This window comes from Flavobacterium sp. NLM (assembly GCF_002210235.1).
In the GTDB taxonomy this organism is placed as follows: domain Bacteria; phylum Bacteroidota; class Bacteroidia; order Flavobacteriales; family Flavobacteriaceae; genus Flavobacterium; species Flavobacterium panici.
The window spans coordinates 37161-56759 of record NZ_LIAC01000013.1 but is presented as its reverse complement, the minus strand read 5'-3'; the positions used below and the strand labels follow the sequence as shown (position 1 = coordinate 56759).

At 32.5% G+C, this 19599-nt stretch carries 21 protein-coding genes; 14 read left to right on the top strand and 7 right to left on the bottom strand.

Annotated features, from left to right (window positions below):
- Window positions 1–231 precede the first annotated feature (231 nt).
- The 14 genes from APR43_RS16045 to APR43_RS15980 all read left to right on the top strand — a co-directional run bounded on the left by APR43_RS16045 (window position 232) and on the right by APR43_RS15980 (window position 14600).
- Window positions 232–993, top strand: coding sequence for a Rossmann-like and DUF2520 domain-containing protein (locus APR43_RS16045; protein WP_053474159.1), 762 nt, complete (start codon window positions 232–234; stop codon window positions 991–993).
- Window positions 977–1504: a KdsC family phosphatase gene (locus tag APR43_RS16040; protein WP_053474160.1), complete on the top strand. Its 528-nt coding sequence runs from the start codon at window positions 977–979 to the stop codon at window positions 1502–1504. The genes APR43_RS16045 and APR43_RS16040 overlap by 17 nt, the downstream gene beginning before the upstream one ends.
- Window positions 1505–1646: 142 nt before the next feature.
- Entirely contained in the window at window positions 1647–2582 is a 936-nt protein-coding gene (locus APR43_RS16035; RefSeq protein WP_082356484.1) for a geranylgeranylglycerol-phosphate geranylgeranyltransferase, read from the top strand.
- Window positions 2575–3159, top strand: coding sequence for a Maf-like protein (locus APR43_RS16030; RefSeq protein WP_053474162.1), 585 nt, complete (start codon window positions 2575–2577; stop codon window positions 3157–3159). The genes APR43_RS16035 and APR43_RS16030 overlap by 8 nt, the downstream gene beginning before the upstream one ends.
- Before the next feature lie 10 nt (window positions 3160–3169).
- The gene (locus APR43_RS16025; protein ID WP_053474163.1) at window positions 3170–3700 is read left to right on the top strand and encodes a mechanosensitive ion channel domain-containing protein; all 531 of its coding nucleotides are present in this window, start codon (window positions 3170–3172) and stop codon (window positions 3698–3700) included.
- Window positions 3701–3811: 111 nt separating this feature from the next.
- Complete coding sequence (locus APR43_RS16020) at window positions 3812–4912, top strand: AI-2E family transporter (protein WP_053474164.1); 1101 nt, start codon at window positions 3812–3814, stop codon at window positions 4910–4912.
- 86 nt (window positions 4913–4998) lie between these two features.
- Window positions 4999–6828, top strand: coding sequence for a hypothetical protein (locus APR43_RS16015; RefSeq protein ID WP_053474165.1), 1830 nt, complete (start codon window positions 4999–5001; stop codon window positions 6826–6828).
- 195 nt (window positions 6829–7023) lie between these two features.
- The gene (locus APR43_RS16010) at window positions 7024–7548 is read left to right on the top strand and encodes a hypothetical protein (protein WP_053474166.1); all 525 of its coding nucleotides are present in this window, start codon (window positions 7024–7026) and stop codon (window positions 7546–7548) included.
- 162 nt (window positions 7549–7710) lie between these two features.
- On the top strand, window positions 7711–10245 hold the full coding sequence (locus tag APR43_RS16005) for a PIG-L family deacetylase (RefSeq protein WP_053474167.1): 2535 nt from the start codon (window positions 7711–7713) through the stop codon (window positions 10243–10245).
- Between the two features lie 121 nt (window positions 10246–10366).
- On the top strand, window positions 10367–12097 hold the full coding sequence (locus tag APR43_RS16000; RefSeq protein ID WP_053474168.1) for a sodium:solute symporter: 1731 nt from the start codon (window positions 10367–10369) through the stop codon (window positions 12095–12097).
- A gap of 4 nt (window positions 12098–12101) precedes the next feature.
- Window positions 12102–12548 carry a hypothetical protein gene (locus APR43_RS15995; RefSeq protein WP_053474169.1) on the top strand — a complete coding sequence of 149 codons (447 nt, stop codon included), beginning with the start codon at window positions 12102–12104 and terminating at the stop codon, window positions 12546–12548.
- Window positions 12549–12567: 19 nt separating this feature from the next.
- Window positions 12568–13356, top strand: a complete 789-nt coding sequence (locus APR43_RS15990; RefSeq protein WP_053474170.1) for a hypothetical protein — start codon at window positions 12568–12570, stop codon at window positions 13354–13356.
- Entirely contained in the window at window positions 13353–13784 is a 432-nt protein-coding gene (locus APR43_RS15985) for a hypothetical protein (protein ID WP_053474171.1), read from the top strand. Before APR43_RS15990 ends, APR43_RS15985 begins: the two co-directional genes overlap by 4 nt.
- Window positions 13785–13970: 186 nt before the next feature.
- Entirely contained in the window at window positions 13971–14600 is a 630-nt protein-coding gene (locus tag APR43_RS15980) for an MCP four helix bundle domain-containing protein (protein ID WP_053474172.1), read from the top strand.
- A 2-nt stretch (window positions 14601–14602) separates the two neighbouring features.
- Here APR43_RS15980 and APR43_RS15975 read toward each other — a convergent pair whose 3' ends face one another.
- The 7 genes from APR43_RS15975 to APR43_RS15945 all read right to left on the bottom strand — a co-directional run bounded on the left by APR43_RS15975 (window position 14603) and on the right by APR43_RS15945 (window position 19555).
- Window positions 14603–15016, bottom strand: a complete 414-nt coding sequence (locus tag APR43_RS15975; RefSeq protein WP_053474173.1) for a nuclear transport factor 2 family protein — start codon at window positions 15014–15016, stop codon at window positions 14603–14605.
- Window positions 15016–15543 carry a TetR/AcrR family transcriptional regulator gene (locus tag APR43_RS15970; RefSeq protein WP_053474174.1) on the bottom strand — a complete coding sequence of 176 codons (528 nt, stop codon included), beginning with the start codon at window positions 15541–15543 and terminating at the stop codon, window positions 15016–15018. The genes APR43_RS15975 and APR43_RS15970 overlap by 1 nt, the downstream gene beginning before the upstream one ends.
- A gap of 132 nt (window positions 15544–15675) precedes the next feature.
- Window positions 15676–16518, bottom strand: a complete 843-nt coding sequence (locus APR43_RS15965; RefSeq protein ID WP_053474175.1) for a DUF2911 domain-containing protein — start codon at window positions 16516–16518, stop codon at window positions 15676–15678.
- Between the two features lie 71 nt (window positions 16519–16589).
- Complete coding sequence (locus tag APR43_RS15960) at window positions 16590–17252, bottom strand: HAD family hydrolase (protein ID WP_053474176.1); 663 nt, start codon at window positions 17250–17252, stop codon at window positions 16590–16592.
- An 80-nt stretch (window positions 17253–17332) separates the two neighbouring features.
- Window positions 17333–18049: a ThiF family adenylyltransferase gene (locus APR43_RS15955; protein WP_053474177.1), complete on the bottom strand. Its 717-nt coding sequence runs from the start codon at window positions 18047–18049 to the stop codon at window positions 17333–17335.
- 256 nt (window positions 18050–18305) lie between these two features.
- Window positions 18306–18956 carry a TatD family hydrolase gene (locus APR43_RS15950; protein WP_053474178.1) on the bottom strand — a complete coding sequence of 217 codons (651 nt, stop codon included), beginning with the start codon at window positions 18954–18956 and terminating at the stop codon, window positions 18306–18308.
- The gene (locus APR43_RS15945; RefSeq protein ID WP_053474179.1) at window positions 18956–19555 is read right to left on the bottom strand and encodes a DUF1684 domain-containing protein; all 600 of its coding nucleotides are present in this window, start codon (window positions 19553–19555) and stop codon (window positions 18956–18958) included. Before APR43_RS15945 ends, APR43_RS15950 begins: the two co-directional genes overlap by 1 nt.
- Window positions 19556–19599 lie beyond the last annotated feature (44 nt).

Here is a 19599-nt window from a genome sequence, read left to right as displayed (position 1 = left end):
CTTAAAAATGTTGATTTGAGGTAAATGTTATTTGTTAATAAAAACCAAATAATAGGATTGTGTTTTGGGCAACAGATTACACAAATTAAACGGATTATTTTTTAGATTTCTTTTATTTTTTGCCAATAAATAAAACATAAATCCGTACAAATCAGTTTAATCTGTGTAATCTGTGGGCAAACTTTCTTCCACCATATTTTCTTTAGAAAAAATAATGTTAATTTTGCGATTATGATTCGAATAACGATTATTGGTTCCGGAAACGTCGCACAGCATTTAATAAAAGCTTTTTCTGCAAGTTCGCTTGTTGAAATTGTGCAGGCTTTTTCGAGAAAAAAAGAAGCTTTGAGTCATCTTCTCGATTCAGATAAAATCGTAACCGAATTTACAGATTTAAAAGAATCAGATTTATATATCATTTCAGTTTCCGATAATGCTATTGCTGAAGTTTCAAGTCAATTGCCATTTGAAAACCAATTAGTTGTTCATACTTCCGGCACAACTTCTATCGATGTTTTAGATTCAAAAAACAGAAAAGGGGTTTTTTATCCATTACAAACATTTTCTAAAACTAAAGATGTTGATTTTTCAGTAATTCCGATTTGTTTGGAAACGGAGAATCAGGATGATTATAAAATTTTAGAAGAAACGGCGAAAAGCATTTCAAATGCGGTTTTTTCCATAAGTTCAGAACAGCGAAAAGCTTTGCACGTTGCAGCCGTTTTTGTCAATAACTTTACGAATCATTTATATCAAATTGGGCAGGAAATTTGCGAAGAACATCAAGTTCCTTTTGAAGTTTTAAAACCTTTGATTCAGGAAACTGCCGAAAAAATAAAAACCCTAGATCCAATTGACGCTCAAACCGGTCCGGCAAAGCGCCACGATTCTGTCACAACCGATGCGCACCTGAATTTTATCACAAACGAAAATCAAAAAAACATTTATAAAATACTAACACAATCTATACAGCATAATGGCAAAAAGTTATAAAGAAATGATGAACGACATTACAACATTTATTTTTGATGTTGATGGCGTACTTACAGACAGTTCGGTTTTTGTAACCACAGAAGGAGAAATTCTTCGTACGATGAATATTCGTGACGGTTACGCTATGAAAGCGGCTGTAGAAAGCGGTTACCATGTCTGCATTATTTCTGGCGGAAGCAACGAAGGCGTTCGCGTAAGACTTAAAAATTTAGGAATCAAAGACATCCATTTAGGAACTCCTGATAAAGTAAAAACGTTCGAAGAATATACTAAAACTTACAATATTAAACCAGAACAGGTTTTATATATGGGCGACGATATTCCGGATTATCATGTAATGAAATTAGTAAGTTTACCAGCCTGCCCGCAAGACGCAGTCCCGGAAATCAAAAATATCTGCCGTTATATTTCGCACGTAAAAGGCGGAAAAGGCGCTGCACGCGACGTGATCGAGCAAGTAATGAAAGTACAGGGAAAATGGATGGAACATTTTAATGGACAGCATGATTAGTGTTCAGTTTTTAGTGTTCAGTCGCAGTCTCAGTTTACAGTGAGTGATCTAAAAAAACTTTGAACCTCTGTCTCTTTGCCCCTTTGAACCTTAAAAAAACTTAGAATCTCAGCATCTCAGAACCTTAGCAACTTCAAAAAAAATGAAATACCTAAAACTAATTCGATATAAAAATCTACTTATGCTTGCTTTTATGCAGGTTTTATTTCGTTATGCTTTTTTAAAACAGCAGGATATTCCGCTGGCTTTAGCAGACTGGCAATACGGACTTTTAGTTTTAAGCACCGTTTTACTGGCAGCAGCGGGTTATGTCATTAACAATATTTATGATGTTGCAACAGATACTATTAACAAACCTCAGAATGTTGTAATTGGCAAAGGAATTTCTGAAACAGCGGCCTTTAATATTTACATTGGACTTAATGTTACTGGTGTTGCAATTGGTTTTGTTTTGGCCAATATAATTTTAAGACCAACATTTGCCTCGCTTTTTATTCTGATTGCTTCACTGCTTTATTTTTATGCTACAACTTTAAAATCGATTATGATTTTGGGGAATTTTGTAGTGGCGGCTTTACTTGCCATAAGCGTTTTAATAATTGGTGTTTTTGACCTTTTTCCGGCTACGACTTTAGAAAATAAGGCACAAATGGCGAGTTTCTTTTCTATTTTGACAGATTATGCGCTTTTTGCTTTTATGATCAATTTTGTACGCGAGATAGTTAAAGATATTGAAGACATGGATGGCGATTATAATCAAGGAATGAATACTTTACCAATTGCCATTGGAAAAAACCGTGCTGCAAAAATTGCATTGGGATTTGCTATAATTCCGTTTATTTTATGTCTGCTTTACATCAATAAATATTTCTTTGAAAATAATCTCTTGATCGTTACGTTTTATACATTCGTTTTTGTTTTGGCACCTTTATTATATTTTATAGTAAAAATATTTAGTGCCAAAACAAAAAAGGATTTTCACCATTTAAGTACGGTTTTAAAATTAATTTTATTCTTCGGAATTTTATCTATCCTTATTATCAGCTTAAATCATCAATACCTTCAAAATCATGCTTAAAGAAAAACTCAAAAAATATAAAATCATTCTGGCATCTGGATCGCCGCGTCGTCAGCAGTTTTTTAAGGATTTAGATCTTGATTTTGAAATTCGCTTAAAAGATGTGGAAGAAATTTATCCGCCAGAATTAAAAGCAGTTGAAATCACTGATTTTTTGGCTCAGCTAAAAGCCGATGCGTTTAAAGACGAATTAAAAGAAAACGAAATATTAGTAACAAGCGACACCATTGTCTGGCATCAGAATAAAGCTTTAGGGAAACCCAAAAGTGCCGAAGATGCTTTTGAAATGATCAAATCAATGTCGGGTACAACGCATGAAGTTATTACGTCTGTTTGTTTTCAAACTAATACTGCTTCTACCCTTTTGCACGATATTACAAAAGTTACTTTCAAAGATTTATCTGATGAAGCAATTTTGTTTTATATCGAAAATTATAAACCTTATGATAAAGCCGGAGCTTACGGGATTCAGGAATGGTTTGGTTTTATGGCAGTTACAAAAGTCGAAGGTTCTTATACCAATGTTATGGGGCTTCCAACGGCTAAAGTTTACGAATATTTGAGTACTTTAGTGTAAAAATTTATTTATGTTTTCTTTTAAAGAATATACTCAGGAATTATTTGCCACCTTCATTCTTATCATTGCTTTAATTGCTTTAAGAATGATTGTTGCTAAATTAATTCGACGTTTTGCTTCTACAAGTCATTTATTAGAACATCGTACTAATCTGGTTATCAAATACACTCATATTTTTATGAATATTTTGGTAACGCTTAGTTTAATTGTGATTTGGGGCGTTAATACTGAGGATATTTTTTTAACTGTTTCCTCTATTGCAACCGTTATTGGCGTTGCGATGTTTGCGCAATGGTCGATTTTGAGTAATATTACTTCGGGAATGATTTTGTTCTTCTCCTTTCCTTTCAGAATTGGCGACACCATAAAAATTCACGATAAAGATTTCCCTATTGAAGCTGAAATTGAAGACATTAATACCTTTCATATCAGCCTGAGAACAAAAGAAGGCGAAAAGATTATTTTCCCTAACAATCTGCTTTTGCAAAAGGGAATTTCAATCATGCCGGCACACTACGAAGAGAAAGAATTTTTTGATTAATTTTTGAATGGGAATTTTATAACGTATAACTAAAAAGCTAAAACGCTATAATTTAAAGAAATTATAATATTTGCTTAACCAATTATACATTATCTAAAAATTTCATCAAAAATGATCCATCCCATAAAGTTGCCGTTTTATGCAAAACTTGCGTGTATCTTAGTAAGTTTAATTTCATTTGCTTATATTTTTTGCATTACCAAAGATATTCTTACGCCCGTTTTGTTAGCCTTTTTATTTGCGGTTTTACTATTGCCAATTTTCACCTTTTTAAACACAAAATTTAAGTTTCCAAGACATCTTGCGGCTATAATTTGTGTTTTAATTTTTCTGGCATTCATTGGCGGGATTCTTATTTTTATCTCTTATCAGGTTACTAATATGGCAAGTGATTTTGATACAATTAAGAAAAATGCAAACTCCTTTATAATTGAAATTCATAAGTTTATCAGAGAAAATTTTCAAATAAGTATTGGCGAACAGAAAAAATATCTTGACACCGTTACAAAAGACTCTGTAAAAAACGGAAATGCTACTTTAGGCTCAGCCATAATATCTATAAGCGACCTTCTGCTAGACAGCACTATTATTGTAATTTATACGTTTTTGTTTTTGATATATAAAGAACATTTCAAACTGTTTTTGGCCAAATTAATAAACAAAGAAAATCATGCTGCTTTAAAAGATATTCTATCACAAATCAAAGTTTCGATAAACAATTATATCGTGAGTTTGATATTGGAAATGATTATAGTTTCTGTCTTGACCAGTTTAGGACTTTGGATTATTGGCATTAAATATTTCATTTTATTAGGATTGATAACGGGAATTTTAAATCTGGTTCCTTACATCGGAATTTTAGTTGCAGGAGTTATTACCGTTTTGGCTTCATTGACAGGTTCAGGAGAAACATCAGTAATTGTGGGGATTTTAATTGTCAATGTAATTGTTCAGTTAATTGACAATAATCTTCTTGTGCCTTTAATTATCAATTCAAAAGTAGAAATAAACGCTTTTGTTTCCATTATGGGAATTATTGTGGGCGGTGCGGCGGCTGGAATTTCGGGTATGTTTCTGGCAATTCCGCTTTTAGCCATTTTGAAAATTATATTTGACCGAATAGAATCGCTGGAACCCTGGGGTTATTTAATGGGAAATCATATTCCGAGAAAATTTGCCTGGAGAATTCGCAAAGCAAAAGTACAAGAGTAAATAATCTGTTGATTTTAAAAAAAATCGTGTTATTTATCTTAAATTCATAGAATAATAGCCTTTAAAATAAGTTTAAATCCATCTGAATGTTATCAAGTAAAAAAATAGTTATTTTTATTTTCTTATGCTTTTGTTTTCAAAGTATTTGTGCTCAGACAGATAAAACTAAGAAAGACAATCCTCCCAAAAAGGACAGTATAGAGATTTATACTAAAATAAAAAACTATTCGAAGAAAAATAAGTTCACCCAAACCTTACATAAACTTCTTTTTCGATCAAAAAAAGCTAAAAAAAGAGAAGTTATTGAGCCTAGTGACACTCAAAGTTTCAACGGAAAAATCATTCGAAAAATAAATATTGTAACGCTTGATCCTTTTGGGCATTCTATTACAGATACTACCGTGCAGCCAAAAAACTGGGGAGAACGAACCGGAAATAAACTGCACTTAAAAACAAAAAAAATAGCAATTTACAATCTTCTTTTGTTTAAAAGAAATACTCCTTATGATTCTTATAAAATACAAGAAACAGAACGTTTAATTCGTTCACAGAGATATGTTACGGCAGTTAGGATTTCTAATGAATTAGCCAGTCCGGCATCAGATTCTGTTGATGTTACGATTCGGGTTTTAGATTCCTGGAGTACTATTCCGAGGTTTTCAATATCGAGCAGCAGAGTTGGTGTGGGATTTAAAGAAAAAGATTTTTTTGGTACAGGACAACAGTTAGAATATCGTTTCACCAATCGGTTTGATGATGGTGCAAATGGCAATGATATTACGTATACGGTTCCCAATATAAAAAACACCTATATAGGAACTACGCTCCATTACAACATGGATTTAGACAATAATTATACTAAAAGTATTGATATTGAAAGAGATTTCTATTCGCCTTTAACTAAATGGGCAGGAGGTGTTTTTGTTGGACAGAACTTTAGAAGAGATTCCCTACAGGCTCCTGATATGAGTTATGCATTTCAGAGTTTTAAGAATAATTTTCAGGATTTTTGGGTGGGTAAAGCCACAAAAGTTTATGAAGATGATAATGAAGCCATTACCAATTTAATTACATCGGCACGTTTTTTAAATGTGAATTACAGCGAATCTCCAGATTCCTTATATGATCCAACTAATTTTTATTCGGATGAAAAACTGCTTTTAATGGGCATTGGATTAAACAGACGAAAATTTATTAAAGACAATTATATTTTTAGAAATGGCCAGACCGAAGACGTTCCAATTGGGCGTATTTACGGAATTACCTTTGGATATCAATATAAAAATCAGATTTGGAGACCTTATGCCGGTGCGCAGTTTTCTTTTGGAAATTATTACCGATTAGGTTTTTTAAGTATGAATTTTGAAGCCGGAACCTATTTTCATCAATCCAAAACGTATCAAACCGCATATTTATTTGAATCAAATTATTTTACAAAACTCTTTAATTTGGGAACCTGGAAACTGCGACAATTCGTAAACCCAAGAGTTGTAATTGGTGCAAATCGGGAGGAAATTATTGGCGATGAACTTAATATAAACGAACGAAATGGTCTCGCGGGATTCAACGCCGCTTTATATGGAACTAGTAAAACCCTTTTATCCCTGCAGACACAAACGTATTCTCCTTATGCGCTTTGGGGATTTCGTTTAAATCCGTTTTTTAATTATACGATAGCATTTTTAGGAAGTCCAAAAAATGCCATGTTCGACAGCAAACCGTATTCAAAAATTACATTAGGCTTATTAATAAGCAATGACTATTTGGTTTTTAGTAATTTCCAGCTGTCACTGTCATATTACCCAAGTATTCCTTATCAGGGTGATAGTGTTTTCAAAACCAATACATTTGAAACAACCGATTATGGTTTACAGAGTTTTGAACTTGCCAAACCAAGAATTGTTGATTATCGATAATGAAAAAATATTTAGATTTTTTTTAGAAATTTTTCATTCTGCAAAACACTTTAAAAATCAATATTTTACAGAATATTTAACATCAGTTTAATCGTCAAAAAGCATATTTTCTCCGATGAAATACAATTGTATTTTTATTTTTGGCACGATATATGAAAATCTTTAAACAAAGATTAACATTAAACTTTAGAAAAAATGAAAACAATTAAAATAGCAATCGCCGGATTATTTCTTTTGGTTGCAAATGCCACACAAGCTCAGGTATCAGTTAACGTTAATATAGGAACACCTCCAGCTTGGGGACCAGCCGGATATGCTGAAATGGAATATTATTATCTTCCAGATATTGAAGCTTATTATGATGTACGTGCATCGCAGTTCATTTATTTTGGAGGAGGAAGATGGGTTAGAGCAACTTATTTACCAAGACAATACAGAAATTATGATTTATACGGAGGCTATAAAGTTGTTTTAACAGATTATCACGGAAGAACTCCTTATACATACTTCGATCGTCACAGAGTAAAATATTATAAAGGATATCACGGTGCACCGCAAAGACCTTACAGACCAAGACCGGTTTATGGTTACAACGAGCGTCATTATGAGCACAGAGATCACAGACATTATGATAAACACGACAAGCATGACAAACACCACGGGCATGATAGACATGATGATGATGATCACGGTCATGGTCATGGCCACGGAAGAAGATAATATCTAAATATTTAAGAGCGTATTAAGTTTTAATACGCTCTTTTTCTATTTTAAAAATCAGCTAAATAATATCCAAAAATTACCATTAACATTTCATTTAAATTTTGTTCCAAGATTTAATTAGTATTTTTGGAACACATTTCAAAACCATTTCACTACACCATGCGAAAAATACAAGTTCAAATACTTCTTCTATTTTTTATAAGTTTTCAAACCTTATTTGCACAACAGCCGCAAAAACCTAACGCAGTCGAAATTTACAATCAAATTAAAAAACTAAACTTTTTAGGTTCTGTATTGTACGTTGCAGCACATCCTGATGACGAAAATACCCGAATGATTTCGTATTTAGCAAATGAAGTAAATGCGAGAACCGGTTATTTATCCTTAACACGCGGTGACGGCGGTCAAAACTTAATTGGTCCGCAATTGCGTGAATTACTTGGTGTAATTAGAACTCAGGAATTAATTGAAGCCCGAAAAATAGACGGCGGAGAACAATTTTTTTCAAGAGCAAATGATTTTGGTTTCTCTAAAAATCCAAACGAAACGTTAGAAATTTGGGATAAAGATAAAGTCCTTGCCGATGTGGTGTGGACAATCAGAAATTTTCAACCGGATATCATCATAAACCGTTTTGATCACCGTTCGCCGGGAACTACACACGGACATCATACATCGTCTGCAATGTTGAGTGTCGAGAGTTTTAAACTAACAAATGACCCAAAAGTTTATCCGGAGCAGTTGAAATTTGTTTCGCCTTGGCAGGTAAAACGTCAGTTTTTCAATCCTTCATGGTGGTTTTACGGAAGTCAGGAAAAATTTGATGCCGCCAATAAATCTAAATTTACGAAGTTAGAAACGGGTGTATATTATACCGGAATTGGAAAATCGAATCAGGAAATTGCTGCTTTAAGCCGAAGCCGTCACCAATCACAAGGTTTTGGAAGTACCGGAGTTCGTGGTTTAGAAACAGAATATCTTGAACTTATTAATGGAGATACGCCAAAAGACCGCGATAATTTATTTGACGGAATCGATACTAGCTGGAACCGTGTTAAAAACGGAAAACCTGTTGGAGATTTAATTACTTCAATTATTGAAAAATATAATTTCAGCAATCCGTCAGAAAGTATTCCGGATTTAGTGAAAGCTTACACTATGATTCAGGCTTTAGACGATACACATTGGAAAAATCTAAAATCAACAGCCATAAAAAATATCATTGCTTCATGTTCCGGTTTATATCTTGAAGCCGTTTCCAGTGAACAAGAAGCAACTCCGGGAAGCAGTATTCGTTTGAGTTTAGAAGCTATTAACAGATGTGCTGTTGAAATGCAATTGACAAGCGTTACAACATTGCCAGACAATAAAACAACAGCTCAAAACAGCGTTTTAAGAGACAATAACGATCAAAAAATCAGTCTGCAATTACAGCTTCCTGATAATATTGAATACACGCAGCCATATTGGTTAAAAGAAAAAGCAACAGTTGGAATGTACACCGTTTCAAATCAGCAAAATATTGGTATTCCCGATATTATTAGAGAAGTAAAAGTAATTTTTAATATCAAAATCAATAATGTAGAAATTCCATTTGAGCGAACCGTTGTTTACAAATACAATGACGGCGTAAAAGGCGAAATGTATAATTTCCTGGATATAGTTCCAGAAGTTACGACTTCTATTTTAGAAAAAGTTTTGATTTTTAGAGATACAAAAAGCAAAATGGTTCCGGTAAAAGTTCGTGCCGGAAAAGATGATGTAAAAGGAAATCTGCAATTAGATTTGCCAAAAAGCTGGAATGTTTCTCCAAAACAAATCGCATTTACTTTAGATAAAAAAGGAACAGAACAAATTTTTTATTTTGAAGTTACACCACCTGTAAATCCGGAAGAAGTTGTAGCAAAAAGTATTGCAATTGTAGATAACAAACGTTTTGACAGAGACCAGACTATTATAGATTTCAATCATATTACCAAACAAATGGTTTTAAAACCAGCTGAATCAAAATGTATTAGAATTGATTTGAAAACTTCTGGAGATGCTATCGCTTACATTATGGGTGCCGGCGACGAAGTTCCGGAAAGTTTAACCCAAATGGGATACAAAGTTTCTATTTTAAAACCAGAAGAAATTACACCTGAAAAACTGGATTCTTTCAGCACCGTTATTACAGGAATCCGTGCTTACAACACTGTAAACGCTTTGGCAAACAAACAAAATATCTTATTTAATTTTGTAAAAAGCGGTAAAAATATGATTGTGCAGTACAATACATACGGCAGCAAATTAGTAACCGATAAAATTGCACCTTATCCATTAAAATTATCAAACGACCGCGTGACCGAGGAAAATGCTAAAGTGACTTTCCTTGCTCCAAATCACCCGGTTTTAAATACGCCAAATAAAATTACTTCAAAAGATTTTGAAGGCTGGACACAAGAACAGGGTTTATATTATCCAGATGAATATGATCCTGCCTTCACTCCTATTATTTCTTCACACGACAAAGGAGAATCTGCTAAAAATGGCGCTTTATTAGTCGCTCCATATGGAAAAGGATATTACATTTACACTGGTCTAAGCTTTTTTAGAGAACTGCCGGAAGGTGTTGCGGGCGCTTACAGATTACTGTCGAATATTATTTCGCTAAAACAACCTCTTGAAGCTCCTAAACAGGATTTAAAGCAATAATTTCAAAAATATGGAAGCAAAAAAAACAAAAAAATGGAAAAAAAGCTACACCTATGTTTTAGTTGCTAACCTCATTTACATTGTGATTTTTTTCTTAATCATGCAATTTTATTCATAACCTATGCAGCTATTTGACTGGATCGTACTTATTGTAACACTTTTATTCATTGTTGGTTACGGTTCCTGGAAAACCAAAGGAAGTAAAAACGTTGAAGATTTTATTTTAGGAAACAACGAAACGCCCTGGTACACCGTTGGACTTTCAGTAATGGCAACTCAGGCCAGCGCAATTACATTTTTATCTACTCCCGGACAGGCTTATCATGACGGAATGGGTTTTGTACAGTTCTATTTTGGACTGCCAATTGCAATGGTTGTTATTTGTTTGACCTTTATTCCGCTTTATCATAAAAATAAGGTATTTACCGCTTACGAATTCCTTGAAAAACGATTTGACGTTCAAACTCGTTCTCTTGCCGCTATTTTATTTTTAATTCAAAGAGGTTTAGGTACAGGATTGACGATTTATGCTCCTGCCATTATTTTATCGGCACTTTTAGGCTGGAACTTAACCGGAATGAATATTATAATTGGAGTTCTGGTAATTATTTATACTTTTTCTGGAGGAACTAAAGCCGTAAACGTAACGCAGAAACAGCAAATGTTTGTGATTATGTCGGGAATGTTTATCACATTTTTCCTGATTTTGCATTACTTACCAAACGATATGACTTTTACAAGCGCGCTGCATATTGCCGGAGCAAATGATAAAATGAATATTGTAGATTTTTCTTTTGATCCGGAAGAAAAATATACGATTTGGAGTGGAATTACAGGCGGATTCTTTTTAGCACTCGCCTATTTTGGTACAGATCAATCTCAGGTTGGAAGATATTTATCCGGTAAATCTGTGAAAGAAAGCCAAATGGGATTAATCATGAACGGACTTTTAAAAGTGCCGATGCAGTTTTTTATTCTGTTAACCGGAGTAATGGTTTTTGTATTTTTCCAATTCAATCCCGTTCCTTTAAATTTCAATCCGAATAATAAAATTGTAATTGAAAAATCGGCGTATAAAGAAGAATATCATGTTCTTGAAAAAAAGCTGGACAAATTATCTGAAGATAAAAAAGTAATCAACTTACTATATATCGATCAGTTGAATCAGGATTATGACAATCCGATTCTTCGTAAAGAATTAGTCAATTTATCGAATAAGGAAAAAGATTTACGTGATCGTGCCAAAGAAATTATTTCCAGAGCCGACAGTAATAGCGAAACCAACGATAAAGATTATGTTTTTTTCCATTTTATCCTGCATTATTTACCAAAAGGTTTAATAGGTTTATTACTTGCCGTTATTCTTTCGGCAGCAATGTCTTCAACGGCTTCAGGATTGAATGCTTTAGCTTCGACAACGGCGATTGATATTTATAAAAGAAATATCAAAACCGAAAAATCAGAGAAACATTATCTTAATGCAACTAAATTTTTTACACTGTTTTGGGGAGTTATTGCAATCCTTTTTGCCTGCGTAGGAACTTTGTTTGAAAACTTGATTCAGCTTGTAAATATTATTGGTTCGATCTTTTACGGAACCGTTTTGGGAATTTTCCTTGTTGGTTTTTATATAAAACGTGTTCAGGCAAAATCTATGTTTATTAGTGCCTGTATAAGTCAGTTTGTAATTATAATCATTTATTACTTTATGGTTTACAAACAAGAAAAATTGGGTTATTTATGGCTGAATTTTATTGGAGCTATTTTGACTATAGGCTTGGCTTTGATTTTGCAGCTTTTGTTTTTTAAAGGAGATAAAAAGGATAATAGTGATTTGATTTTAGAAGAATAAGTTAATGAAAATAACTGCTAAAATATTAACAGTTTTAATCAGCTTGGCATTATTTAGTTGCGAAGTTTCAAAATCAGACACAGAGGGCTATATTGATAAATTTTACAGCAATAAAATTGCCTTTGAAAAAGTAGCTGAAAAAATTTATGCTGATAAAGAATTAACCAAAAGAACTGGTCGTCGTATACCTGAAAACAAAATTGACCCTGAGATTAAAAATGATCTTGAAAAACTCGGCATTGAATCTTTTACTATATATAAAGCCAATTGTAAAAAAGATATAGAAGTTGAATTTATACTTAATTGGACAAAAAATGCTACATTGTATTTAGTAAAAAACAACTGTAATTTCGATAGATCGAAAATAGGTTATCATTCTAAAACTACAATGATAGAAGTTTGGGGATTAGGAAATGGTTGGATTATGTGGATAGATTATGATTTTATTTAATTAAACTCGTTATTTAAAAATGAAACTTAAATTTTATCTAACAATACTTTTTGGAGCTATATTCCTAAACTCATATTCACAAAATACACAAGCAAAAAAAATTGATAGTTTGCTTATCGAATTTCAGAAAAAATCATTTTACGGAAGTATAAATCCAGCTAAGGAAGAACTTAAAAAATATCAGCAAACTATTATTCCTGAATTAATTAAGCTTTTAAAAGACACAAGTTTTGTAAAATTAACGGATACTGCCGATTTAATCTACCCAGGAACTACCGTTTTTTATGGTCATGGATATTTTATTCCATATGATCTCGATTGGATTTCTGTTAGATCTGGCTGGCTTCTCGAAGAGGTTACATTTCAAGATTTTGGTTATAAGAATTCTGAAATTAATGATGAAACTTTACTGAAATTAATGAAGGGAAATTATAATGAATATATTCAGAAAGGAAATTATGAAGTAGATTGGAAGGAGAAAACTTCAGACCAAAAGAAAATAGAATATCGAAAAATACTTTCAAATAACGCAGAGAAATGGTGGAAAGAAAATCATAAAAAGTGGAATCGAATTTCTGCCATTAAAGAAGCATTAAAATCTAATAATGAAAACCGATTAAGTAAAGTTTTTCAATATTTACGATTTGGAGAGTCTAAATGTGCTAATATGACTAAAGAACTTTATTCAACTGAAATAAAACCTATCATAGTAGATTTAGAGAAAACAAATCAATATCCTGAAATACAAGAACAAATTAAACTATTATTAAATGAGAGTGTTAGTTTGAAAATTCTAGACATAAAATGACAAAAGAGGAGTTTTTATTTCATTTAAACGGTGCAAGTTTTGTAGCTCTGAAATTTGCCGAAAATTATGTCAAAGATAAATTGACTACTGATTTCAAGTATAATATAATTTTTACCCCGCCAAATGTCATCGGAAATATGGATCAATTTGATATTTATCCAGAAGATGAGGGAATTATAAGATTGAATTTGACAGATAAAGAAGTTGTTGAACTACTTTATCGAAAAAATAAAATACCTGTCTGGATTGATATAAATGTTCTTAAATCAAGTAGAAAAAGCACCACTTTCAATCTTTTATGTGCCGGAAGATATACTGATAATAAAGAAGAATATTATTACAATGACAATGGTTCAGGGCCATTTGGAGTAAAAGGCCCAACTTTTCCCATTGGTTATAAAGAAGGGAAAAAATTTAGATTGAAATAAATTTTCTTTTAAATCAAAAAAAAACACAATCTTGTCATTCCGAGGAACGAGGAATCGCACTAGAAATTACGCAAAGAAAAGACCCAATCTTTGTCGAGTTACGAGTGCGATTCCTCGTTCCTCGGAATGACAAACTTAATCTAAAAATCTCTATCTTTGAGTAACCCACTTCTCAAATAGAGCGTTATGAAAGACCATAAAAAATACAGCAATAAAACCAAAGCAGCTTTTATATTGCTGATTGTAATGCTGATAATTTTATTGGGAAATTTCAATACGCTTCGAAATTCTAAAAATGTCAACGACAATATCAACGCCATTTATAAAGATCGATTAGTTGTTGCGCATTATATTTTTCAATATTCGAAACAGCTTCATTTCATAAAAGCTGAAGCTGAAAAACTGGATTTAAGCGATAATATTAAAAAAAATGAAATCATTCATACTTTAGATATTATTCACAATATTGATGATTTGTACGCTAAAACAGTTTTGACCAATAACGAAAAACGGCATTTTGACGCTTTTCTGGGTTCTTGCAAGGAAATCAACAAACAAGTTGAAAACAAAAACTGGAATAAAATTGCTTATTCGAGCGCGCAAGCCTTAAAAACTTTAGAATCGTTATCTCAAATTCAAATTAAAGAAGGAAAAGCAAAGCTGGCAAATGCAAATGCAATGTACAGCAAAAACAATAGTTTAGGCCAGCTTCAAATTGCTTTACTTATAATTTTAGGCGGAATTACTTTTTATCTTTTAATTGTAAAGAAAATCAAAAGAAAGATCAAAATTCCTGAACCGCCTAGTATGAACTAGTTTTATTTAAATTTCCTGTCTTCTTCTTTAATTTGAAGATCATTTATACTGGCAAATCTCTTTTGCATTAAACCATTAGCATCAAATTCCCAGTTTTCATTTCCGTAGGTTCTAAACCAGTTTCCATTAAAATCCTGATATTCATACTCAAACCGTACTGCAATTCTATTTTCGGTATGCGCCCAGTATTCTTTTTTTAATTTGTAATTTCTTTCTTTCTTCCATTTTTCCGTTAAAAAAGCAACAATTTCATCGCGTCCGTTTACGAATTTATCTCTGTTTCTCCATTCGCTGTCAATAGTATACGCTTTTGAAACTCTTTCCGGATCCTGGCTGTTCCATGCGTCTTCTGCCAGCTGAATTTTTTCTTTTGCCGTTTCTAAAGTGAAAGGTGGCAGCGGTAACTTTTGTTCCATTATTTTAAAATTAAAGTTTGAATTATTTTTTTTGATTGTTCTATTAACTCGTTTGATTTAAATAACTGACTTTCAATTATACAGCTTTCAAATAATAAATAAACATGATCTGATATTAGTTCATCTTTTAAAATATCCCTGAAAAAATTACGCAAATCACTTTTATGGCTTTGAATAACGCTGAGAATCTTAACATTATCTGGCGGAATTTCTGAAAGTATATTTAGAAAACTACAGCCTCGAAAATTTTCTTTTTCATTCATGTAAATCAAAAATTCAAAGGAGACTAAAACTTTAGAATTTGAATCTTCCACATTATTTGTGAATTTTAGTAATTCGTTAAACCAAAAGGCATGACGCTGCTCTAAAAATGCCACACACAAATCTTCTTTAGATTTAAAATGCTGGTAAAAACTAGCTTTCGCCACTTTAGATTCCTCAATAATCTGATTGATTCCCGTAGCATTATAACCTTGCTTATGGAATAAAATAAAAGTCTTTTCTAAAATTCTTTCTCTGGGCTGCATCTTCAATAATTTGATATACAAATATAAATATTATTTTAATATACAGACAAGTCTGTCTGTATTTATTCCAAAAAAAATCCAAAACTCATAGAGCTTTGGATTTTGGAATTTTATATAGAAATTTTCAAGAAATTATCTGCTCCATTCAGCGATACTATCTTTATTCATTTTTACGTAATCTTGGTTGTTTGCAGCTTCTGCAGCAGCCAATGAAAGTTTAGCTGTTTCAACAGCACCTTTTTTGTCACCTTGTTTTGCCTGGATTAATGATTTTAATCTTGAAACATAATAAGGTTTATCAGTACTCATATCTAATGCTTTATCAACATAGATTTTTGCAGTATCTAAATTTCCGTTTGAAGAAAATAAATATTGAGACGCTGCATAATAATCATTCCAAGTTGGTCCAGCCAATGTTTTTTCGATACTTGCAATTGCATTTTTAGCCGTTGGAACTTCAAATTTTAAAGCAACATGAGAGTTTTCCCAAGCCATTTCTAAATAAGCAAAGTTTTGGTCTAAACCGTTAATTCCAATTGTAAAAGTTTCAATCGGAGTTGGCAGTGCATTTTCTTTAACTGTAGTTTTTAATACAACATACGACTCGTTCCAGTTTTCAGGTAATCCCCAGTTGTCTGTAGAAAGGTAAAAAATAACTTCCCAGCTTTCAATTTTAGGAATGGTATAAATTGCATATTTTCCTTTTTTCAAAGTTTTACCGTCAATTACAACATCGTCACTAAAATTAATAACAGTATTTTCATTTGCTCCGGTTCTCCAAAGTTTACCAAACGGAACTAAGTTTCCAAAAACAGCTCTTCCTCTCGCTCCCGGTCTTGAATACGTAACTTCAACATCGGTTAAACCCACTGTTTGTTTGATATAAGCTTTTGGACTCGCTTGCGGCGTTCTTACTTGTGCTTCAGCTGCAAAAGGTGCCAAAATGATGGCTAATGCAATAAGTATTTTTTTCATTATTAAGTGTTTGTTTGTTTTTTTCAAATTTACGAATTCAATTACCTAAGAAATGTTAAATTTTACATAATTCAGGCCTTAAGCTGTGATATTTTTTGCGCATTCAATTCACTAAAATGATTGATAACAATATCAGCTTCTGATAAATCCTGCAGGTTAGAATGAACACTGTTATAACCTACACAATAAATTCCGGCAGCTTTTGCGGCTTTTATACCATTTGTACTGTCTTCAATAATAATACACTCTTCTTTTGGGGCAATTGACAATGAAGCGGCGTGATTAAAAATAGCAGGATTTGGTTTAGACTGCGGAAAATCTTCACCACTCACAATATGAGAAAAATACTGATGCAGATTAAATCTTGTAAATACGCGTTCAATTGTAACTTTTGAAGCCGACGAAGCTAAAATCAGCTGAATTCCGTTTGCATAAATATCCTTAATCAAATCTTCAACTCCATCTAAAAGATATAAATCTTCTTTGGTGTCAAAAGCATCATTAAAAATATTTCTTTTCCTTTGAATCAAATCTTCTACTTCATGCTCAATTGTCGGAAAAAAACCTTTTAAACTCTGAAAAGTATTTCTTGTCGAAAATCCGGTAAATGAAGTGTACATTTCCTCAGGAACTTCAATATTTAATTCTGAAAACTGTTTGTAGTAGGCATAACGATGAACGGGTTCTGTATCGACAATTACGCCGTCCATATCAAAAATTACTGTTTTAATCATTTTTTTAAGGTACTAAGGTTCTGAGGGACAAAGGTTCAAAGGTTTCTTTTCTGTGAACTGAGACTGAAAACTGCGACTTCCTACTCTTTCTTTAATAAGTAGCGAATAACCGTTTCAGCAGCGTGAAGACCGAATAATCCTGGCATATAACTGTTTGTTCCGTAGAAAGATTTTTTAAAGTTTTTTCCGTCGGTTAATTTTAAGCTTTTTTCGTTTTGGATTTCAGATGAAAAAACAACTTTTAATTTGTTGATATTTACCGCTTTTAATCTCTTACGAATTGCTTTTGAGAAATAGCAATTTATAGTTTTAGAGATATCGCCCACTTTTACTTTAGAAGCCAGCATCTTTCCTCCTGCTCCCATACTACTAATGATTTTTACTCTTTTACGTTTTGCTGCAATAATTAAATTTAGTTTTGGAGTAATACTATCAATACAGTCTAAAACATAATCAAATTCTGGAGAAACGATTTCAAAAGCTCTTTCCGGAGATAAAAATTCCTGAACTCGTGTTAATTTCAATTCTGGATTAATATCCATTAATCTATCGCCTACAATTTTAATTTTTGCTTCTCCCACTGTAGAATGCAAAGCAGGTAATTGTCTGTTAATGTTTGTAATATCCACAACGTCACCATCAACAATTGTCATGCTTCCTACTCCTGCTCTTGCTAAAAATTCAGCTGCAAACGATCCAACACCGCCTAAACCTACTACTAATACATTTGCATTACGCAAATTTTCTAATCCTTCCTTTGTAAATAAAAGCTCGGCTCTTTCTGTCCACTCTGCCATATATTCTATTTTGTTTTTTTAGTTTTTATCTTTTTTGTTTCAAGTTTCAAGTTCTCTGCTATCAGGCTGAGCGAAGTCGAAGCCAGCGTCCAATTGGAGCGCCCTTCGACTTCGCTCAGGGTGACAAACTTATTTTACTTTTATTTATTTGTTTCAAGTTCACCGCTGTCAGGCTGAGCGAAGTCGAAGCCCCACGTCCTATTGGAACGCCCTTCGACTTCGCTCAGGGTGACAAACTTATTTCACTTTTTACTATTTACTTTTTACTAAATACACTTTTAAAATTACTTGAGATAATACCTTGTAATTCTTTGATTGTAATATTTTTATATTCCGATGCTAAATCATAAACCTGCTGAATATTCTCTTCAATTGTATCGGTTTCCAGAAAAAAACGATCGTTTGGAATATTCTGAAAAACAGTTTTTAAATCAGGATTTCTCAATAAATATTTCCCGAAAGAAATATAAAATCCGTCTTTAATTAATTGTTCTGCCAGCTGTTTATTTTTTGAAAAACCGTGAATAATCATCGGAACAGAAATTTTTAATTTCTTTTTAATTGCGGTCACTTCCTGAAAAGCAGCAACGCAATGAATCACGACTGGTTTTTTATATTTTTCGGCTAAAGCCAATTGTTTTTCAAAAACTACAATCTGCAGTTCTAACGGAATTTCGATTCGTTTGTCTAAACCGCATTCGCCTATTGCCAGACAATTTTCGGTTTGCAGTTTTTCTTCTATAATTTTCAATTCTAAATCAATTTCACTTTCCGTAATATGCCACGGATGAATTCCGATAGAATAAAACGGAATCGATGCATCAAATTCCTGCGGATATTGATTCACCAATTCTACTATATTAGATTGATTTGTAAATTGATGGGTATGAAAATTAAAGAATTCCATTAATGAAATGTTTTCACTCCGGCTTTGATTTCTACTTTTAAATCATTCTCTAACGGAACAAGCGGACATGAATATTTATGATTGTAAGCACAATAAGGATTGTATGCCTGATTGAAATCGACTGCAATTGTTTTTCCTTTTGGGATTTTTAAGTCGATATATCTTCCGCCAATGTAGCTTTCTTTTCCACAGGTCAAATCAGAAAAAGGAAGAAATAAATGGTCTTTGTATTCTTTTTGTTTAGATAGTTCAATGTTTCTGTAAACATTCAACTTCATTGGAACTCCATTTATAGTAAAGGATAAAGTACCGTATTTTATATATTGCGGCGTTCTTGTTCCGGTAGTTTTCATCTCGAAAACTTTTTCATTCGTAGCTTTTTCAAATTTTGCGTTCACAAAATACTTTCCATCAATTGGATAAAAATCTAAAGTTTTAAAAGTCTTTAAATCTTCTTCCATTAACGGACTTGTCTTAGCGTCAGCATATTCTGAGTTTATTTGCTTTTGGAATTTTTCAGCTTCAGTCTTGCTAAATTTACTTTGGCTGAAGCCAAAATTAAAAGCTACAAGCAAAATAAGGGCAATAGAATTTTTCATCTTTGGAAATTTTATGCAAAAATAGTTTAAAAGTAACAAAGCAA

Bases quoted from the DNA above. Each gene is read 5' to 3' on its own strand.
- APR43_RS16045 (WP_053474159.1), top strand. From the start codon at position 232: ATGATTCGAATAACGATTATTGGTTCCGGAAACGTCGCACAGCATTTA.
- APR43_RS16040 (WP_053474160.1), top strand. From the start codon at position 977: ATGGCAAAAAGTTATAAAGAAATGATGAACGACATTACAACATTTATT.
- APR43_RS16035 (WP_082356484.1), top strand. From the start codon at position 1,647: ATGAAATACCTAAAACTAATTCGATATAAAAATCTACTTATGCTTGCT.
- APR43_RS16030 (WP_053474162.1), top strand. From the start codon at position 2,575: ATGCTTAAAGAAAAACTCAAAAAATATAAAATCATTCTGGCATCTGGA.
- APR43_RS16025 (WP_053474163.1), top strand. From the start codon at position 3,170: ATGTTTTCTTTTAAAGAATATACTCAGGAATTATTTGCCACCTTCATT.
- APR43_RS16020 (WP_053474164.1), top strand. From the start codon at position 3,812: ATGATCCATCCCATAAAGTTGCCGTTTTATGCAAAACTTGCGTGTATC.
- APR43_RS16015 (WP_053474165.1), top strand. From the start codon at position 4,999: ATGTTATCAAGTAAAAAAATAGTTATTTTTATTTTCTTATGCTTTTGT.
- APR43_RS16010 (WP_053474166.1), top strand. From the start codon at position 7,024: ATGAAAACAATTAAAATAGCAATCGCCGGATTATTTCTTTTGGTTGCA.
- APR43_RS16005 (WP_053474167.1), top strand. From the start codon at position 7,711: ATGCGAAAAATACAAGTTCAAATACTTCTTCTATTTTTTATAAGTTTT.
- APR43_RS16000 (WP_053474168.1), top strand. From the start codon at position 10,367: ATGCAGCTATTTGACTGGATCGTACTTATTGTAACACTTTTATTCATT.
- APR43_RS15995 (WP_053474169.1), top strand. From the start codon at position 12,102: ATGAAAATAACTGCTAAAATATTAACAGTTTTAATCAGCTTGGCATTA.
- APR43_RS15990 (WP_053474170.1), top strand. From the start codon at position 12,568: ATGAAACTTAAATTTTATCTAACAATACTTTTTGGAGCTATATTCCTA.
- APR43_RS15985 (WP_053474171.1), top strand. From the start codon at position 13,353: ATGACAAAAGAGGAGTTTTTATTTCATTTAAACGGTGCAAGTTTTGTA.
- APR43_RS15980 (WP_053474172.1), top strand. From the start codon at position 13,971: ATGAAAGACCATAAAAAATACAGCAATAAAACCAAAGCAGCTTTTATA.
- APR43_RS15975 (WP_053474173.1), bottom strand. From the start codon at position 15,016: ATGGAACAAAAGTTACCGCTGCCACCTTTCACTTTAGAAACGGCAAAA.
- APR43_RS15970 (WP_053474174.1), bottom strand. From the start codon at position 15,543: ATGCAGCCCAGAGAAAGAATTTTAGAAAAGACTTTTATTTTATTCCAT.
- APR43_RS15965 (WP_053474175.1), bottom strand. From the start codon at position 16,518: ATGAAAAAAATACTTATTGCATTAGCCATCATTTTGGCACCTTTTGCA.
- APR43_RS15960 (WP_053474176.1), bottom strand. From the start codon at position 17,252: ATGATTAAAACAGTAATTTTTGATATGGACGGCGTAATTGTCGATACA.
- APR43_RS15955 (WP_053474177.1), bottom strand. From the start codon at position 18,049: ATGGCAGAGTGGACAGAAAGAGCCGAGCTTTTATTTACAAAGGAAGGA.
- APR43_RS15950 (WP_053474178.1), bottom strand. From the start codon at position 18,956: ATGGAATTCTTTAATTTTCATACCCATCAATTTACAAATCAATCTAAT.
- APR43_RS15945 (WP_053474179.1), bottom strand. From the start codon at position 19,555: ATGAAAAATTCTATTGCCCTTATTTTGCTTGTAGCTTTTAATTTTGGC.